10 protein-coding genes are annotated in these 19,842 nt (G+C 34.5%); 7 read left to right on the top strand and 3 right to left on the bottom strand.

Annotation, left to right across the window (positions count from 1 at the left end):
• The first annotated feature begins 29 nt into the window (after positions 1-29).
• Both EV196_RS03715 and EV196_RS03710 read left to right on the top strand, forming a co-directional pair.
• Positions 30-1,559, top strand: coding sequence for a sulfatase family protein (locus EV196_RS03715; protein ID WP_132215059.1), 1,530 nt, complete (start codon positions 30-32; stop codon positions 1,557-1,559).
• A gap of 80 nt (positions 1,560-1,639) precedes the next feature.
• Complete coding sequence (locus EV196_RS03710; RefSeq protein ID WP_132215057.1) at positions 1,640-3,499, top strand: arylsulfatase; 1,860 nt, start codon at positions 1,640-1,642, stop codon at positions 3,497-3,499.
• A 630-nt stretch (positions 3,500-4,129) separates the two neighbouring features.
• Here the strand turns inward: EV196_RS03710 and EV196_RS03705 are convergent.
• From EV196_RS03705 to EV196_RS03695, 3 genes are all read right to left on the bottom strand, one after another.
• Positions 4,130-5,956, bottom strand: coding sequence for an alpha-L-fucosidase (locus tag EV196_RS03705; protein ID WP_207902809.1), 1,827 nt, complete (start codon positions 5,954-5,956; stop codon positions 4,130-4,132).
• Positions 5,957-6,185: 229 nt separating this feature from the next.
• Positions 6,186-7,844 (bottom strand): RagB/SusD family nutrient uptake outer membrane protein, encoded by a 1,659-nt coding sequence (locus EV196_RS03700; RefSeq protein WP_132215055.1) that lies wholly within the window; start codon positions 7,842-7,844, stop codon positions 6,186-6,188.
• A gap of 23 nt (positions 7,845-7,867) precedes the next feature.
• Positions 7,868-11,017, bottom strand: coding sequence for a SusC/RagA family TonB-linked outer membrane protein (locus tag EV196_RS03695; protein ID WP_132215053.1), 3,150 nt, complete (start codon positions 11,015-11,017; stop codon positions 7,868-7,870).
• A 353-nt stretch (positions 11,018-11,370) separates the two neighbouring features.
• On the opposite strand from EV196_RS03695, the gene EV196_RS03690 reads away from it, so the two are divergent.
• The 5 genes from EV196_RS03690 to EV196_RS03670 are packed head-to-tail and all read left to right on the top strand — an operon-like array spanning position 11,371 to position 19,839.
• Positions 11,371-12,543, top strand: coding sequence for a putative glycoside hydrolase (locus EV196_RS03690; RefSeq protein ID WP_132215051.1), 1,173 nt, complete (start codon positions 11,371-11,373; stop codon positions 12,541-12,543).
• A 20-nt stretch (positions 12,544-12,563) separates the two neighbouring features.
• Complete coding sequence (locus EV196_RS03685; protein ID WP_132215049.1) at positions 12,564-14,450, top strand: sulfatase; 1,887 nt, start codon at positions 12,564-12,566, stop codon at positions 14,448-14,450.
• A 34-nt stretch (positions 14,451-14,484) separates the two neighbouring features.
• Positions 14,485-16,380, top strand: a complete 1,896-nt coding sequence (locus EV196_RS03680; protein ID WP_132215047.1) for a sulfatase — start codon at positions 14,485-14,487, stop codon at positions 16,378-16,380.
• A 24-nt stretch (positions 16,381-16,404) separates the two neighbouring features.
• On the top strand, positions 16,405-18,255 hold the full coding sequence (locus tag EV196_RS03675; protein WP_132215045.1) for an alpha-L-fucosidase: 1,851 nt from the start codon (positions 16,405-16,407) through the stop codon (positions 18,253-18,255).
• A gap of 12 nt (positions 18,256-18,267) precedes the next feature.
• Positions 18,268-19,839: a sulfatase family protein gene (locus EV196_RS03670; protein ID WP_132215043.1), complete on the top strand. Its 1,572-nt coding sequence runs from the start codon at positions 18,268-18,270 to the stop codon at positions 19,837-19,839.
• Positions 19,840-19,842: the final 3 nt, after the last annotated feature.

The following is a 19,842-nucleotide window of genomic DNA, read 5'->3' as shown; positions in this document are numbered from 1 at the left end:
CTTTCTAATAAAATAACAAACTAATAACGATGAATTTTTTAAATAAAAACCACTTTTTTTATATAGTGCTAGTGCTATTTAGCACCTTTTCTTTTGGGCAAAAGGACAATAAAGCGCCTAATATCATTTTTATTTTAGCCGATGATTTAGGCTATGGCGATGTATCCAGTTTAAATGAAAATTCTAAAATAAAAACAGCGCATATCGATAAGCTGGCTTCGCAAGGGGCGTCTTTTACAGATGCTCATACTAGTAGTGCAGTGTGTACTCCAACCCGATATGGTATATTAACAGGGCGTTACAACTGGCGGTCAACATTGAAAAAAGGGGTTATTCAAGGGTATAGTGAAGCGTTAATTCCGCAGGACAGGACGACTATTGGAAAAGTATTGCAAGCAAATGGATATAAAACAGCTGCAATTGGTAAATGGCATTTAGGTTGGGATTGGGCCAATATTGAAGCGGGCGAGGATAAGATTGACTATACCAAGAAAATAAAGAATGGACCAACAACCTTGGGTTTTGATTACTGGTTTGGATTCTGTGGTTCTTTAGACATGGCTCCTTATGTTTGGGTGGAGAATGATCAGCCTACCATGGTGCCGACCAAGTTTACAAGCAACACAGGGCAAGGAATGTGGAGAAATGGTCCTACTTCGGATGATTTTGTTCATGAGGAAATATTGGGGCAAATCACCTCTAAGTCAGTGGAATACATTGCTGAAAATGCAAATGGGGACAAACCATTCTTTTTGTATATGCCATTATCGGCACCACATACACCTATTTTACCAACGGCAGAGTTTAAAGGAAAAAGTGGTTTAGATAACCCTTATGGCGATTTTGTATTGATGGTTGATTGGAGTGTAGGTGAGATTATGAAAGCACTTGAAAAACAAGGGATTGCAGATAATACCATAGTAGTTTTTACTAGCGATAATGGTTGTTCGCCTCAAGCAAATTTTAAACAATTGGCTACAAAAGGGCATAATCCTAGTTATGTTTATAGAGGAACTAAAGCTGATATTTTTGAAGGCGGACATCGCGTGCCTTTCATTGTTCGTTGGCCATCAAAAGTGAAACAAGATAAGTCAGATCAACTGGTTTGTACTACTGATTTTTTTGCTTCGGTTACAGATGCTTTAGACATCAAAAACGGAGCCACCATGGCAGAAGATAGTTTCAGCTTTTTACCAGCATTGAAAGTGAAATCAAATGCAACTGTTAGAGAAAGCATCGTTCATCACTCTATAAATGGTTCTTTTGCTTACCGCAAAGGAGACTATAAGGCTGTCTTTTGCTCCGATTCTGGTGGTTGGAGTTTTCCTAAGATTAATACGGATGAAGCTAAGGGATTGCCAAAGTTTCAACTCTATAATTTAAAAAATGATATTGCTGAAAAAAATAACTTAGAAGGGAGTCAACCTCAATTATTAGAGCTATACAGAAAAGAACTTTCACTTATTGTTAAAAATGGAAGAAGTACAATAGGGGCTAAGCAAAAAAATGATAAACCAGAAACTTGGCCTCAATTAAATTGGATGCGTGATATAAAATAAAATTTAATCCTGTTAGGTTTATTAATATATAAAAACCATATTAAAGTAGAATTTAAAATCAAATCAAATAAATACTAATTATGAAGCGAACACATTTTTTTAATTTCCTTGGAAAAGGCATTTTCAAGAGTAATAGCTCAATCTCTTATTTCTTGTTTTTAGCCATACCAATCGTCCTTTTTTCTTGTAAAGAAAAACAGGAAAAAACAGAAAGTAAAGACATCAAACCCAATATTATATTTGTAATAACCGATGACCAAGGTTATGGAGATTTAGGGCATACAGGTAATCCAATAATTAAAACACCTACTATTGATAAATTTGCGACAGAGGCTGTAAGTCTAACAAATTATCATGTTGGTACTACTTGTGCCCCAACAAGAGCTGGATTACTTACTGGAAGAAACTGTAACAGAAATGGTGTATGGCATACCATTATGGGAGCGTCTATGTTAAATCGTGAAGAAGTAACCATGGCAGACGTTCTGCATGAAGGTGGCTATAAAACAGGCATGTTTGGTAAATGGCACTTAGGGGATAATAGTCCGTTTAAACCACATGAAAGAGGTTTTGATGAAGCCTTTTACCACGGAGGTGGTGGTGTCGGGCAAACGCCAGACTATTGGAATAATGATTATTTCGACGATTCTTACCACAGAAATGGTGTGCCTGAGAAAAAAGAAGGCTATTGTACAGATGTTTGGTTTGATGAAGCTATGCGTTTTATTGAAGATAAAAAAGATGAACCGTTCTTCTGTTATTTGAGTTTAAATGCACCACATGGACCTTATAATGTGCCTGAGGAATATTATAACATGTATAAAGATGAAACGGCTATTACCGAAGGACAAAAGCGTTTTTATGGTATGATTACCAATATTGATGATAATTTTTCAAAGTTGTTAAAGAAATTAGAAATCTTAGGTATTGCTGATAATACGATTATTGTTTTTACTACAGATAATGGTACAGCAAAAGGGTATAGTGTAGATGAAAAAACTGGCCAAGTATTTGGTTATAACGCCAATATGCGAGGTACAAAAAGCAGCGAATATGATGGAGGTCATAGGGTACCTTTCATTATTAGATGGCCAGATGGTGGATTAACAGGAGGTAAATCATTAAGCAGTTTGGTGGCACATGTAGATATGTTACCAACACTAACAAAATTGGTTGGTCAAAAATTCACACCAACAAAAACAATGGATGGGACCGATGTAAGTGGGTATCTCTTAGGGAAAGAAGAGGCTCCAAAACGCTATTTGGTTACAGATACACAACGCGTTCCTTGGCCGATTAAAGGGAAGAATAGTAGTGTAATGGATGACAATTGGCGTTTAATAAATGGTACTGAACTTTATAATATTAATGATGATCCTGGGCAACAAAACAACGTTGCCGATGCGCACCCAGAAAAAGTAGCCGAAATGAATGCTTTTTATGAAAGTTGGTGGGAAGATGTAATAAAAGAAACTAAGTTTTCTGTAATAGATTTAGGAGTAACCGATATGGATGTGCTTACTTGTCATGATGCGAGAACAATAGATTTTTATCCACCATGGAACCAACAGTTGATTCGTGCTGGAAAACCAATGGAACCAGCGCCATTTACAGTAAACTTTGTAAAGGCAGGAAAATATAAGTTTCATTTAAGACGATGGCCTGCAGAAAGTGGTTTGGCTCTTGGTGCAGAAATAAACGACGGAAAACCAGAAACCTCACATACAGAAGCTATTGTTGATGGAAAATCTATGAAGTTTTCAAAAGCCTATTTAAAAATAGGGGATAAGCAAGTTGAAGCCAGCGTAGATAATAATCTTGGAGCTACAGTACTAGAAATGGAAGTTGCAGAAGGAGAAACAAAATTAATAGCCTATTTTGATATGAAAGATGGAACACCTTGTAATGCGTTCTATATTGATGTTGAAAAATTGAATTAGAGAAAATAATTTTTGCCTGTAAAATTTGATGTAAGTTTTACAGGCAATTTATTTAATAATCTATTGTGGTACTGAGTTTAAAGTGTCATAATAGATTTTTTTTCAGTCTAAAACTTGGTGCTAAGCATAAATTATTAACCTATTTTAGGGATTAATATAAAATATGTGAACGCCTATAAGTTAGGATATCTTATAGTAATTTTAGTAACAAGTAGATTCCTGCCTGCGCAGGAATGACAGAAAACTCAGGAAAGAAAGCCCCCAACTAAGGGTTTAAAACAAAACTAAATCAATTATATTAAAAAGATGTATGTTAAATATCGATATATATAAAACAGCCTCTTCTAAAGTCTTTAGAATAGGCTGTTTTTTCTTCAATAGAAACAAGCGCTAGGAGAGAAGCTTAATCGAAAAGAATTCCTCGAGGCTCTGCCTCGAGGTTTCCGTTGAAATTGTCATTCCCATGAAATCGTAGATTCATGATTTCAATAATTTAAAATATAAACCAATGAATAAAACGGGAATCTAAATACATAATTTTGGTTTTTGACCTTTTCTGGTCAAAATGAAACCAGCGAAATACCTCTATGGCTCTGCCTCGAGGATAGTTGGTTTCAAAAAATTATTTATTTAATCATTTATAGGTCTCAAAGCTATTGATTTTAAACTAGCTGTTTTTCTGTCTCCTTCTACTAGAGTAGTTGTTATGGTGTGTATTCCGGGAGTTTTAAATTCTAAAATCCCCATGTTATAAAAAACATATTTTTCGGTAGCTGCTTGTTGGTTTTGCACCATAACACCTTCGTCTGTAATGGTTTTCCAAACCAAACGGTCTTCACCTTTATAGGCTAAATCTATGTAATAATACCCAGCTTCTTTTACATTGATTTTCCAAGTTACTTGCCCATTTTCTTCCCATTCACCAACTTGATTGGCATGTTTCCATTCTCCAAACTTCTCCATCCAACGTTTGTTCTCTTGGATGGCATTACTAACGGTTCCAAACTCGGTGATTAGCTCAGTTTCAATATTTGGATACACTCCTAATGCAGTGTCTTCCGCAACTATTTCGGCTTCATTTTGGATATCTACTTCAACTTCAATAACAGAAATTAATTGATCTGGTGCTTTATATGGGACATCAAAAGTAACCCAATGGTCTTTTCCTTGACTGAATTCAATGTTTTGATTTTCGCCTTCAGGATTTAGAATTTTAGCCGATTTAATTTTGGTTTTTAAACCAGGTAAATACAATTTACCATCCGTAGGCCATTCTGAAACAGCCAAATACATATTGCTACCCTTAGTTGTAACATCGCCCCAAGGTAATTTGTAATCCCATGGCGAAGCGTCAGCGGCATAAACCACTTGAGGATATTTTTTCAACCATTTCCCCGTTTCTCTTAAAAACTCAGCGCCAATTTCTGGAACGATTCCTAATTGATTTGGACCTACATTGAATAAATAAGAACCTCCTCGAGCTACGGTTTCCACCAATCGGCCTAAAATGACTTTCGGGCTTTTAAAGTTATTGTCGTACCAAGCATAAGACCATGAATCATTATTAGTATCACATGTTTCCCATAAACCTTTTATGCGTTTTGTTGGTACTTCCATGTCGCCTACACTGGCATAATCGCCCAAACCATAGCCAACGCGACTACACATCATGGCTTTGGGTTGTAACTTTCTAACCATAGCAGCAAGTTCTTTAACATATACCTCTGGCATATCACCGGGCGTATCGAACCATACAAAATCGATGTCGCCATAATTGGTGCAAATTTCTTTAACTTGTGGCTTGCACTTGTTGTAAAAGTAATCTTTAAAGTCTACTTTTTTTCCAGTATTATCAGTTTCAGGACCTCTACCGCCACCAGGTGTTGTCCAATCTTGGTTGTGTGAATAATAGAACCCGAAGCCTAAACCTATATCATGACATGCGTCTGCCAACTCATGCATGGGGTCTCTTCCAAAAGGGGTTGCATCAACAATATCAAAATCACTCACTTTAGAATCGAACATAGCAAAACCTTCGTGATGCTTACTGGTAATAACAATGTATTTCATTCCAGCATCTTTGGCTAACTGTGCTATTTTTTTAGCGTCAAATCCAGTGGGATTAAAATTTTTAGCAATTTGCTTGTAGTCTTCAACAGGGATACCTGCCATTCTTGGGTTCATAATCCACTCTCCAATGCCGTAATAGGTTTTGTTTTTCCAAACACCTGCTAATTCAGAAAATAACCCCCAGTGGATAAACATTCCAAAATTACTTTCATCAAAAAACTTTGCTTTGCCGCTTTTTAAAGCATCCATGGAAACGCTGTTTTCTCCCCACATTTCTTCCATGCCTTTCTCTTTTTTGTCTTGAGAAAAGCCTAGGTTTGAAATACATAGTATGGTTAAAAATAACAGTACGTATTTGTTTTTGTTTTTTAAAATCATCCTCTTCATTTTTTTATTTTTTTTAATCGTAGAACATGTATTTTCTTTTATTTAAAATTGAATACACTACAAAAATAGCTGTAGATTACAGTAAACGCTTTCTCTGTTCTTTCATTCTATTGCTCAAATAGTGTTTTGTTAAACTAAATTCACGCTTGTTGTGCTTTTTTATAGTAATTGAAAAAGCCCTGTCTTTACTTTCGTGAAATCAGGGCTTTTTAAATTAATTTTCTTTTAGCTATTCATAGCCTTTATTCTGTATCCAACCATATTTAAGGTTTATTTCTAATTGGGCTTGAGGTATTGGCCACAACCATTCATTATCGGGCCATTGTATATTGCCTGAAAAATCAGCCGATACAGCATTTAATGATCTAACTGAACCTTGTTCTGCTTCCCAAATTATGTTTATAGGAAATGTGCAGTTAGTAAGTCTATCTGTACGGATTAAATCGAATTTACGTTTGTATTCTCCTGCAAATTCAAGCCTTCTTTCTTTCCAAATAGCTGTTCTAAAATCGCTTTGAGATAAATTTGGTGTTAAATCATCTAAGCCAGCTCTATTTCTAATGTCGTTAACAGCTTTATAAGCATCGTTATTTGGTGCACCATCCGCTTCATTTTGAGCTTCAGCATAAATTAATAAAGCATCTGCAAATCTAAATAATATGGTGTTGTTATCGGCGTATCTAAAATCTGATCCTTCAACTAATGTTAATACATCGGTATCCACAAATTTTCTAAACATGGGTTGCGTCAGGTATGTTGGTCCATTAGGAACATCATATCTTGTCATGATATTGAAATCGCGTCTTTCGTCACCATCTTCAAAGGCATCATATAAATGTGGGGTTGGTAAGTAAATACCTGCGTTATTAGTACGAGGAAAACTCAATTCATCTACTGTAGCAGTGTTTCCAATATCATTACCATTTTTATCAAATAATTCGGGTACGTCGTTTGCTCTTCCCCAGTAGTTTACACCATTGTTAGCTCCTCTTCCTTCTCGAGTCATCCAGTTTCCAATACCGTCAATTGGAAGATAGGAAATTTCTAACATAGACTCCTTTGAAAAAGTATTATTAGAATCCCAGGCCACTCCATAAGCAGGTGCTGTTTGTGATGCCACGAGGTTTAATGAATGTGGTGAGTTATCTATAACGTCTTTTGCCATATCTCTGGCTAATGCATAGTTACTAGCATCTCCTTGTACAAAAACACCTTGAGAGGTACGTCTTTTTCCAGCTCTGGTTAAATATACTTCTGCTAAAATAACTTTTGCTGTCCATTTGGTAATATGTCCATCATGCAAACCAATTGAACAGTGTTCTGCTGCAAAAAGTAAATCTGGAATAATAATTTGATTGTAAATATCATCCACGTCTGTTCTTGCTACTTCCCAATCAGACCCTTCTATAATTAAAGGCATGTCTCCAAAAGCTCTTACTAGGTTGTAATAATAAAACCCTCTAAGTGCTCTTGCTTCTCCTATAATTAAGTTAACAAAATCTTGATTCAAATCCATTGCAGAGGCATTTTTTATAACATCGTTAGCTCTACCAATGCCTATCCACCAATCAAAATAAATGTCATGGTTATCATCAAATAACTCAAAAGAAGGTGTTACCGTGTGGTTTGCCATAGGCGTTGTCCAAGTATTACCTCTTTTACTAACAATATCATCTGTGTACAAGTCTATAGACATCCATCGTCTGCCAAATACATTAGCCATTCTCTCATAAACGCCATCTACAGCATTCCTTGCATCTTCTTCTGTTTTATAAAAATTTTCAGCGGCAATAAATGTTGGTGGTTCTTCAACTAAAAAATCGCTACATGAAACATATCCAAGTGAGATTAATAGAATAATTACTGTGTTTTTTATTTTATTTTTCATAATTTATATATTATAAATTGTTTCTAAAATTTTAATTTTATACCCATCCTTATTGTTCTTGCTAAAGGATATCCTCCTTTATCGTGTCCTATTGCTTTTGTAGCCGACCCTCTAATGGAAACATCTGGTGAATATCCAGTATAGTTTGTCCAAGTGTATAAATTAGAACCAGATGCAAAAATTCTTAAAGACGATAGTTTTAATTTTTCTATGACATCTTTAGGGAATGTATATCCAATAGTTATGTTTTGTAAACGAACAAATGAACCATCTTCTATATATCTAGAGCTAAATATAGTTTCTCTGTTTTCCATACTAACTCTTGGGTAAACAGTGCTGGGGTTTTCTGGTGTCCACCTTTGAGTGGCGATTGCTAGCGCTTGTCTATCAGCAAATTCTAATAATCTCATATTTTGAATAGCTGCAATTTCTTTGCCTATTTGAGAATCAAAGAAGAATGAAAAATCGACATTCCCAATCTCGAAGGTATTGTTAACACCAAATGTAATATCTGGTTGCGCACGACCTATTACTTGTCTATCTGCTTCATTAAAATCACCACTACCATCTAAATCTTCATATAGTTGTTCTCCTGGCCTGTTTTGAATATTTGTAAATGGAACGCCTTTATCAAAACCTGCTACATAGGTATAATCACCTTTAAAAGGATCAGCATTATATTTATTTATTTGTTCTTGATTTGATAAGCCTTGAAATTCAACAAAATCGTCAAATTGAGCTATTGCAGTAGTTTTGTATCCATAAAAAGCACCTACTTCTTCTCCAATAATTAAACGTTGTGTTCCACCAGGAATATATCCAGGATCCCATCCACTCTGAATATAATCTGAAGCCATATCAGTAATAATAGTTTTTCCAGTACCTAAATTACCTTTTAGAGTCCAAGAAAATTTCTCTTTATTAATAATACGAGCTGTAATGTCCATTTCAAACCCTTCGGTTTGTAGTTGACCAAAATTTTCTGTGTAGGTGGCGAACCCAGATTGAATGGCGGCTGCATTGTCTGCAAATAAGATATCATTGGTTTCTTTTAAGTAATACTCAAAGCTACCAGATATTTTGTTTTTTAATAAACCATAATCAATAGCAAAGTTTAACTGGCTTGTTGTTTCCCAAGTTAGGTTATCGTTTGGTATTTGGTTTGGACTGTAGAATGTAGTTAGTGTTTCGTTAAATCCTGTTATACCTGCAGCGTATTGATTTAAAGATTGATAAGGTTGAATGGCTTGATTTCCAGAAAACCCGTAACTGGCACGAAGCTTTAATTGATTTATGAAATCTATTTTTTTCATAAATTTTTCTTTAGACACATTGTAAGCAACCGCTGCCGCAGGGAAAAATGCCCATTGGTTATTTGCGGAAAACTTAGAAGATCCTTCATACCTTCCTGTTAATGTTGCAATAAATTTGCTTTTGTAGTTATAACCGATTCTACCAAACCAAGATGATAAATTCGTTTTAGAATATCCTACATAATCTGGATCATTAAAAGTTGCGGTTTCAGGAGCGTAGTACGTTAGTAAGTCATTTGGAAACCCAAAATTTGAAACTCGAATAGATTCTAATTCAGCAGATTCTAATGATTGTCCTAATAAAACTGTTATTTTATGCTTCCCAATACTTGTGTTATAGTCTAGTGTATTTGTTATTGTAGAACTCGTGTTTCTTGTATCTGAAGTTTTAGCTCTACCACCTTCTGAAAACCGACCTAATAAATCAAATTGATAATAACGTTGCGCTGTATTCCTATTTTGATGAGTTAATGCCGTTTTTAACGTAAAATTTTTATTGAATTCATATTCCAAATCTAAGCTACCTACTATCTGAGTCAACAAGTTAGTATACTGGTTTGCTTCTAATGAGGTTAAAGGAGAGAAACCATCAAGTGTTTCCGCATCATCTGGATCGTCTACTTCATCTTCATAATTTAAATAGGGTCTAGCACTAAAAGCTCTATTTATAGCACTAGTATTTCCGTCAGTACTCGTTCCGGTGTTAATTGATCTTTGATTAGATGTTACGTGTGCATAGTTAATAGAGGTGCCTACTTTAAGTTTATCTGAAACAGAGGCTCTTAAATTTACTCTAGTGGTTATTCTATCAAGATCTGTACCTACTACAACGCCTTCGGCACTTAAGATGTTTGTTGATATTAAATAGTTAAGGTCTTGGTTACCTCCACTAAAATTAATGTTTGTGTTAGCAGATTTTCCAAGCGACATGATTGTTTTTTGCCAATTTGTTGATTGTAATAATCCTGCACGAGCAGAGTCTAATCGTTGTGAAGTGCTTTCAGCAACTCCTACATTTACTTTAGACTCGTTATTTAGAATGGTATATTCATTGGCGTCTAATAACTCAATAAAATTAGGAACTTCCACAACAGAGTAATCATGGTCGATACTTATAATTCCCTTTCCTGTCTTTCCTGTTTTTGTTGTAATTAATACAACACCATTTGCTCCTCTTGACCCATAAATAGCGGTTGAAGATGCATCTTTAAGAATTTCTATAGATTCAATGTCTTCGGGATTGATAAGCGATAAAGGGCTAATGGTAGAACTTTCTAAATCTCCATCTCCTAAACCAGGACTTGCAGTGTTATCCATTGGTACGCCGTCAATAACATATAAGGGTTCACTACTGCTTAAAGAACTAAGTCCTCTAATAACTATGGATGCCGAAGACCCAGGTGCCCCTGATGCCTGACTTACAACAACGCCAGAAGCCATACCAGATAAGGCTTGCTCTATTCCTATGGCTCCTATTTTAGAAATATCTTCTGCTTTTACCGAAGAAACAGCTCCTGATAAATCACTTTTCTTTGCAGTACCGTAACCTATTACAACAACTTCATCAAGCGCCATGTCTGAATTAGTTAGTGTTACATTAATAGTTCTTTGGTTACCTACGGTTACTTCTTTGGTCTCTGTACCTAAATATGAAAATACTAAAACATTATTAGGTAAAGCATTTATGGTGTAATTGCCATCAAAATCTGTTATGGTACCTTTTGCAACTCCTTTAATTAATATAGTAACACCTATTAAGGGTTGTCCTGTTTCATCTTTTACACTACCTGAAATACTTTTTTCTTGCGAAAATACTTGCATGGTTAGCATAATAAGAAAAATACTTAGAATTTTTTTCATATGTAATAGTTTAATTAGTTAATGCGAATATATAGCTTGTTTGAAACACAGGCTTTCTTTATTTAACCAATTGTTTGCTCATTTTCTTCATTGTAATGATTAGTAACCGAATTATTAGTTAGTTTTTTGTGTTCTTTGAAAGGTTAAGTGTATAGGTATAATAGGTATGCTAAATGTAGCATAGTATTCAAAGGTGATAGTTGTTCAATTCATGCTTTCTCAAATTTATCATTTATAAGAATGGTCATTTAGAGCATGTTTTTGATTAATTTGAGAAAGCATATAATTTGGTTACAAGTTAATTTTATAATCTTAAAATAGAACTCTAATATTTAAAAGAACGATAACTAAAAATGAATTTTAAAAATGTTTATTTAGTAGTACTCACCATATTAACTGTGGGCTGCAGTGTTGCTCAAGTTCAGGATACTAAAAAATTTCCAGAATTTTCTTGGGATACCATGCCTTTGTATATGCATGTGCGTAAAAACGATGCTTTCACAAAGGAGGAGATTACATACTTGTCAAAATTCCCATTAATCACTTTCGAAAAAACGACTGGAAGCTCCACATTTGGTTCAACCGAAAAAGGGACTATTGAAGCTGCAAAGGAAGTGAAAAAAGTGAACCCTAAAGCTAAAATTTTATATTACAAAAATGTCGTAATTAATTGGGGAACTTATGAGGAAGATGAAGCTTTTATTAAAAAAAATCCAGATGCAATACTTGTAAATGATAAAGGGCAAAAAGTTTTTATGCCCAATGGTTCTACTGGGTTTTATGATCTTTCAAAGGAAAAAGTACGTGCTTATTGGTTGAACCATGTTAAAAATGAAACGGACAGCCCTTATATTGACGGTGTGTTTTTAGATGCCAATATCAAAGTGTTGGTTCCTGGTTTTTTTGACAGTAGAGTAGGATTAGATAAACAAAAAGACATTGTTTCTGGTTACTTTAAAATGATGACGGATTTAAAAGCAGGTGTTGGTAAAGATAATTTGCTTATCGCGAATATTATTCGTGTTCGTCCCGAATTTAACGATGTGGGAAGAGACTATTTAAAATATTTTGATGGTTCTTATCTTGAAGGATTTGATCATGAAAGTTTTGGTATGACTTATGCAGAGTACCTTTCTAAAGGGATTGAAGCTTTTCAGAAATCGGCACAAGAAGGTAATGTCATTGCAATGTCTATAGGTCTTGGAGAAGGCCTTGAAGGTGCCGTAAAAGGGATGGATGATATTAGACAGTCTGTAAATTTAAATGACAACATTAAAGAACGTTTGGATTACGTGTTGGCTATCTTTTTGGTTTGTGCTGAGAAATACAGTTATGTGTATCCTCACGATGGTTATAATAGTAAAACTTCGGCAGTATGGTTAAAGTCTTTTACTCAGTATGAAAACAAATTAGGAGCGCCAAAAGGTCCTGCAGTTAAAACAGGATATACTTATAAAAGATCTTTTGAACACATAGACGTCACTTTAGATATTGAAAATAAAACAGCAAAATTAGATTGGAAATAAATTAAGTAATAAATATTATAATGAAAAATAAAACACTTTTATTCAATAAAATAGCTGTTATAACCAGCGTATTTCTGTGCTCTTTTATTGTAACGGCACAACAAGCCAAGGCAGGTATTAAACCTAATATCATTATTTTTTATGCTGATGATTTAGGGTGGCAAGATACCCAACTTAATAATTTGGATACTCCATCGCCTTGGGAAACACCAAACATTACAAAGTTAGCACAGGAAGGCATGAACTTTACCAATGCATATTCTCCGGCACCTACTTGTGCGCCATCTAGATGTGCCATGCTTACAGGACTGCATCCTACAAAAACAGGGGTTACACATGTTAGTGGTGGTGCTTTGCCAAGTTCAGAACGTGGTTCTGCATATATGGCTCCATTTTACCCAAACGGATTGACTCCTGAACATTTTACAATGGCCGAAGCTTTAAAAACCAATGGGTATAAAACGGGACATGTAGGGAAATGGCACATGGGAGATTTTGAAGAAGTCGATTCAAAACATCAAGGATTTGATTTTGCTTTTGAATCAAGAGGTGCGCACCAAGGACCAAAAGGAAAAGAAGATCGTGTGAATAGTTTTGCGACTAATGACCCAAAAGATCCGTATCATTTAAGTACTGAAAAATATGCGCCTTTTACTAAATCGTCACCAAAAGGAATTTCATATCCGTACGATTCAGTAACGGAGAAAGCATTAGAGTTTTTAGATAAAAACAAAAAAGAACCATTCTTCTTGTATTTGGCACATTGGTTGGTTCATGCACCTATTCATACTAAAAACAAAGAATTGTTACAATATTATAGCGATAAATTAGGCGTTCCTTTCCCGACATCAGATATTCCTGTATCTACTCCAGGGCAAACCAATCCTTATTATGGTTCTATGGTGACTACCTTAGACTGGAGTTTAGGGCGAATCGTAGATTATTTGAAAAAAACAGACGATCCTAGAAATCCAGGGAAAAAATTATTTGAAACAACTTATATCATCTTTTCTTCGGATAACGGAGGCTGTGAGAAAACAGGACAGGAAATTATAACTGACAACTTTCCTTTAGATGAAGGTAAAAAGTATGCACAAGAAGGTGGTATTAGAGTTCCAGCAGTTATTACTGGACCTGGTGTTCCAAAAGGTTCCAACTTCGATGGTTTATTCAATCAATTGGATTTGTTTCCTACTTTTTTAGGATTAACACAAACTAAAATTGATGCAAAGTATAGTTCGAATCTGGATGGTTTAGATATTACAGGAGTTTTATTAAATAATGAAAAAAACATCATAGATAAATCAGGGAAACCTAGAGAAGATTTGTGGTGGCATTTCCCTAATAATACAGATAAACAAATGCAATCTGCTATTAGAAGTGGCGATTACAAATTGTACAAAAACCTTACTAAAGGAACGTATGAATTGTACCGTTTGTATAAAGATGGTAAAAGAGCTGATTTAGAAGAAATGCATGATATTGCGAAACAAGAAGTGGCAGTAACGGAAGCGTTAGCAACAAAATTAGAAAAATACCTAAAAGACAACAATGCACAATATCCTTATCTAAATCCAGCTGAAAAAAAGGTGGATTATAAAGGAAAGGAAAAAGCAGTTGACGTACCTAAAATTATAAGTGATGTTTATGATGCTAAAACTCAAAAAGCAGTTGTTACGTTAGAGAAAGGAAAATCTAAAGTAATTGAAGGATACGCATTGATCCAAATAGCAGATGGAAATAAGAGAGGAAAACATGCAACAACCTATTTAAAAGTTCCAGTTCAAGCAAGCGCTGATGGATTAACTTTTACTTTAAATGTTCCTGAAAGAGCAAAAGAATTTCTTTTTATGCTAGTAGATGAGAATCGATTTTTGGTAAAAAGCAAGGAGACTAAAAAGATTTAAAAAGAAGTATAAAAAAAGTTAAATAATATAGATAATGAAAAACAATAATATTTTAGTAGCATTTGTCTTAGTTACCTTATTTTCTTCAAACTATATAAATAGTCAAAAGAAAGATAATTTGATCCAACCCAATATCATCATTTTTTATGCGGATGATTTAGGGTGGCAAGACGTACAATTAAATGATTTAGACGAGCCATGTGCTTGGGAAACGCCTAATATTGCAAAATTGGCAAAAGAATCTATAAATTTTACAAATGCATATTCTGCGGCACCTACTTGTGCTCCCTCAAGATGTTCTATTTTAACAGGTTTACATCCTGCTAAAACTGGGGTGACAAATGTTGCTGGAGGAACCATTCCGAAGCCTAATAAAAGATCAGGAAATATTAGTCCATTTTTCCCAGAAGGATTAACTCCTGAGCATTTTACCATTGCAGAAGCTTTAAAAATGAACGGATATAAAACGGGACATGTAGGGAAATGGCATGCTGGGGGACTAGAGATTCAGAGTTCAAAGAATCAAGGTTTTGATTTTGTACATGAATCAAGAGGAGCGCACATAGGACCTAAAGCACCTGATAATCGAGTGAATTCATTTGCAACGCATGATAAAGGGGATAAGTACCGTTTAAGTGACGAGAAATACTATCCGTTCACAAAAGAATCTCCAAATGGGATTTCATATCCAAAGGATGAGGTTACAGAAAATGCACTTAAATTTATTAATGATAATAAAAAGGAACCTTTCTTTTTGTACTTAGCGCATTGGATGGTGCATTACCCAATTCATACTAAAAACAAAGAATTATTACAATATTATTGCGATAAATTAGGAGTGGATTTTCCTAAAGAAGATATTCCAATCACTACAGGTGGACAAAATAATCCTTATTTCGGAGCTATGGTGACCACCTTAGATTGGAGTTTAGGACGAGTAATTGATTTGTTAAAGAAAACTGACGATCCTAGAAATCCAGGTAAAAAACTATATGAAACTACGTATATCTTTTTCTCATCGGATAATGGTGGAGCAGAAAGCCGAGGTACAGAAATAATGTCCGATAATGCACCTTTAGATAAAGGTAAAAAGTATACCGAAGAAGGTGGTATTAGAGTCCCAATGCTTGTTTCGGGACCAAACATTCCAAAAGAAAAAACACAGGATGTTTTGATCAATCAGTTAGATTATTTTCCAACTATTTTAAATCTTACCAATAGTAAAATCCCAGCTAATTATAGTGCTGATTTGGATGGTTTAGATATTTCGGGTGTTTTGTTAAATAATGAAACTGTTGTTAAAAAAGCGAATGGAGCACCAAGAGAAGATTTATGGTGGCATTACCCTTATGATAATGATTCTGAAAATCAGTCAGCAATAAGAGCAGGAGACTATAAATTGTATAAAAACCTTCTTAACGGAACGTATGTGTTGCATCGTTTGTATAAAGATGGGAAACGATTTGATATAGAAGAAAAACATGATATAGCGCAACAAGAACCTAAAATTGTTAAAGATTTATCTGCCAGATTAGAAAAATATTTAAAAGATTATGATGCTAAGCTTCCTTATAAAAGTATAGCGGACACTAAAGATGCTTCAGAAAAAGTAAATATAACAGCTGTTCCAAAGATTGTAACCGATTCTTTTGATGCTAATTCTCGAAAGGCTTCTATTCAATTAGAAAAAGGAAAATCTAAAGTGATTGAAAGCTATGCACTTATAAAAATAGGTGATCCAGCAGTGGATAAGAATGGAAATAAAATTAGAGGAAAATTGGCTACTACCTATATAAAAGTACCTGTAGTTACTACTTCAAATGGATTAGATTATACATTCAATGTTCCTAAAGAAGCACAAGAATATATTTTTATTTTAATTGATGAAAATAGATTTATGGTGAAAAGTAAATTGAATAAAAAGATCTAGAAAACAGAATAGCCTTTTATCAATATGAAAAAGAAAATAATAATCACCTGTTTATTTGTAACCTTATTTTTAATCGTATTTGGATGCATCAATAAACTCAAAGGAAGTGAATCAAAAGAAGTAGTTTTTGACCAAACAAAAAACTGGATACTACTTAATAAAGAAGACGCGACCAAAACAGGAACGATCTATTCTTGGGAATTTGAAAAAGGAAATCCAATTGAATATATGGTGCAAGTTGTTTTTGAAAAGGATTTTCCAATAAACGCAAAATCAGCAACAATAACGATGGATGACCAAGAGGCTGTTGATGCTTTAAATCAAAGTTATAAAACATACAACGGACAACTAATTGCGGAATTTAAAAAGACTATTAAATTTAGTAAAATGGGAAAACACGTTTTCACCATTGATACCGATACTGATTTCAAACAAATCAGGATTATTCCTCATTATAAAAACCCACTAGGTTCAGGACAATATCATGAACAATGGTTAAAAATGCATGAATCACCAGAAAAACAAGCCGCTTTAAAATGGTTTAAAGAAGCGAAGTTTGGAATGTTCATCCATTGGGGATTGTATTCTCAAGCAGGAGGTATGTGGAAAGGCACTCGAATTAACGACGCTCCTTTTGAAGGACCAAAAGTAGCCGAATGGTTGATGCATGCTTTTCAAATTCCTAGAGCGGAGTACGCTGAATTAGCAAAAACATTCAATCCAGATAAATCTTTTGCTGAGAATATTGCTAAACTAGCAAAGAAAGCAGGAATGAAATATGTGGTCATAACCTCAAAACACCATGACGGTTTTTCTTTATTTGATTCTAAAGTTTCAAATTATGATATGGTAGATGCCACACCCTATAAAGCAGATGCGGTCAAAGAATTATACGATGCTTGTTTGAGTGAAGGACTTGATTTTGGAGTGTATTATTCACATGGAAATGATTGGAATGACGGTGGTGATGGGAATTATGCGAATGTCAAAAAAGTGAACGATTCGTTAGGCGTCTTTACCCATGATTCTGGTAAAAATTTATGGGATCCAAGTCCAAATTCACATGCGGATTATTTTAAAACAAAAGCGATGCCTCAAGTAAAAGAGCTTATAAATTTGTTGCCAAAATTACGTTTGATTTGGTTTGATGGTGAAGGATTGATAAATGAAGACCAATCGTTCCAATTCTATAAATTGGTTTATGATACGAATCCGAATGTATTAGTGAATAGAAGAGTTGGATGGGATTTTGGCGATTACTTAGATGCGGGAGACAATAAAATTCCTTCAGCTGATGAAACGATAGATAAATATTGGGAAACTTGTGGTACGACTAATAATTCATGGGGATACAAAGTGTATGATACAGATTGGAAAAGTACTCAAGAATTGTTGTATTATTTTGTAGATATTTTATCCAAAGGAGGTAATTATTTATTGAATATAGGACCTGATGGAAAAGGTAATGTGCCAGAAGCAAGTGCTAACGGTTTAATTGAAATGGGAGATTGGATAGCAACTAATAAAGAAGCTGTTTACGGTACTTCCCGTTGGAAAATTGCCAATGAAGGTCAGGTCGAAACACTATTAGATGGAACGGGACATCGCGCTTCAAAAGGATTTAAACGTAGTTTTACGACCAGTGATTTTTGGTTTACAGCCAAGGAAAATAAAGTATATGCCATATCCCTAGTACCAGCATCAAATAAAATTTTAATTCGGTCATTAAATAAAACGAATGGAGAGGTTAAAAATGTGAGAGTTCTTGGAAGTGATAAAGAAGTTGAATGGAAGCAAACAGAATTAGGACTTGAAGTAAATTTAAACGGGATAAAAAGTAATAAAAATGGTTTTGTAATTGAAACAAGTTTATAAAAGGGAAAAACAATGAAAAGTAATTATCTTAAAATATTAGTATTTCTTTTAGTTTGTAATTCATTACAAGCCCAAGAGCAGGTAAAACCAAATATTATTTATATCCTGGCAGATGATTTAGGTATTGGAGATTTAACCATTTATAACGAAAACGGAAAAATACCTACACCACACCTTGATCAAATGGGAAGAGAAGGGTTGAAGTTTAACGATGCGCATACTTCATCATCCGTTTGTACGCCTACCAGATATGGTATTTTAACAGGGAGATACAATTGGAGAACGCCTTTGAAAGAATTTGTTTTATGGGGAAGTTCACCAACTTTGATAAAAGAAGGACGTTTGACAGTCGCAAAAATGCTAAAAGATAAAGGCTATAATACGGCAAGTATTGGGAAATGGCATTTAGGTCTTAATTGGTCTATGAAAGACGGTGCTAAAGAGTTTGACTATTATGCAGACAGAGAAGATCGTCTTGATATCTCTAAAATTGATTATAGCAAAAAGTTAAAATTTGGACCTAATAATTTAGGTTTTGATTATTCCTATACATTAGCCGCTTCTTTAAATATGCCTCCTTTTGTCTATTTAGAAAATGATAAACCATCGATGCTTCCTACTAGTATATCGGAACGAAAACGCGGTGAAAATGAGTATAGTACTTGGATAAAAGGAGCCATTTCAGATGATTTTGTGCATGAACAAGTGCTTCCTGATTTTGTAAATAAAACGATTTCTTATATTAAAGATAACGCTAAGTCAGACAAGCCTTTCTTTATCTATTTACCATTACCAGCACCACATAATCCAGTATTGCCAATTGCACCATGGGATGGCAAAAGTGGTATCAATCCGTATGCTGATTTTGTAATGATGATTGATGATTTAATGGGAGACATTTTTAAAACATTAAAAGAACAAGGAATTGAAGAAAATACACTAGTTGTCTTTACTAGTGATAATGGATGTGCAACGACAGTAAATCTTCCATTGTTAAAAAAAGCAGGTCATAGCCCAAGTTATATATACAATGGTTTCAAAGGAAGTTATTTAGAAGGAGGTCATCGCGTACCTTTTTTAGTAAAATGGCCAAAAATGATTAAACCCAATTCGGTTTCGGATGCTACTATTTGTACTACGGATTTTATGGCTACTTGTGCGGATCTAGTGAATTATAATTTGAAAGATAATGAAGCAGAAGACAGTTTTAGCATGCTTCCATTATTGCTTCAAAATGGGAAATACGAAAGAGAAGCGACTATTCATCATAGTAAAGAAGGTGTTTTCGCCATCAGAAAAGGGGATTGGAAATTGATTGCATCGCCTAATTCAGGTGTAAATGCAGCGGGAGAACCAGGGAAATCAAGGAGCAAAGATGACCATGATATTTTGTACAATTTAAAAACAGATATCGCTGAAAAAGATGATGTAGCAACAAAATACCCTGAAAAAGTAAAAGAATTAAAACAATTATTGATCAAACAAATTAATGATGGAAGAACGACAAAAGGTGAAAATCAACCTAATGATCCTATTTCTAGTTATTGGCCACAAGCAGAATTTGCCTTAAATAAAAACAATTAACAA

The organism is Mariniflexile fucanivorans (genome assembly GCF_004341235.1).
In the GTDB taxonomy this organism is placed as follows: domain Bacteria; phylum Bacteroidota; class Bacteroidia; order Flavobacteriales; family Flavobacteriaceae; genus Mariniflexile; species Mariniflexile fucanivorans.
Note: the sequence above shows the minus strand (reverse complement) of the source record. Positions and strands in the feature narration are given on the sequence as shown.

Excerpts from the sequence above, each read along its gene's own strand:
- EV196_RS03690 (WP_132215051.1), top strand. The coding sequence starts at position 11,371 with ATGAATTTTAAAAATGTTTATTTAGTAGTACTCACCATATTAACTGTG.
- EV196_RS03700 (WP_132215055.1), bottom strand. The coding sequence starts at position 7,844 with ATGAAAAATAAAATAAAAAACACAGTAATTATTCTATTAATCTCACTT.
- EV196_RS03710 (WP_132215057.1), top strand. The coding sequence starts at position 1,640 with ATGAAGCGAACACATTTTTTTAATTTCCTTGGAAAAGGCATTTTCAAG.
- EV196_RS03685 (WP_132215049.1), top strand. The coding sequence starts at position 12,564 with ATGAAAAATAAAACACTTTTATTCAATAAAATAGCTGTTATAACCAGC.
- EV196_RS03705 (WP_207902809.1), bottom strand. The coding sequence starts at position 5,956 with ATGAAGAGGATGATTTTAAAAAACAAAAACAAATACGTACTGTTATTT.
- EV196_RS03670 (WP_132215043.1), top strand. The coding sequence starts at position 18,268 with ATGAAAAGTAATTATCTTAAAATATTAGTATTTCTTTTAGTTTGTAAT.
- EV196_RS03695 (WP_132215053.1), bottom strand. The coding sequence starts at position 11,017 with ATGAAAAAAATTCTAAGTATTTTTCTTATTATGCTAACCATGCAAGTA.
- EV196_RS03715 (WP_132215059.1), top strand. The coding sequence starts at position 30 with ATGAATTTTTTAAATAAAAACCACTTTTTTTATATAGTGCTAGTGCTA.
- EV196_RS03675 (WP_132215045.1), top strand. The coding sequence starts at position 16,405 with ATGAAAAAGAAAATAATAATCACCTGTTTATTTGTAACCTTATTTTTA.
- EV196_RS03680 (WP_132215047.1), top strand. The coding sequence starts at position 14,485 with ATGAAAAACAATAATATTTTAGTAGCATTTGTCTTAGTTACCTTATTT.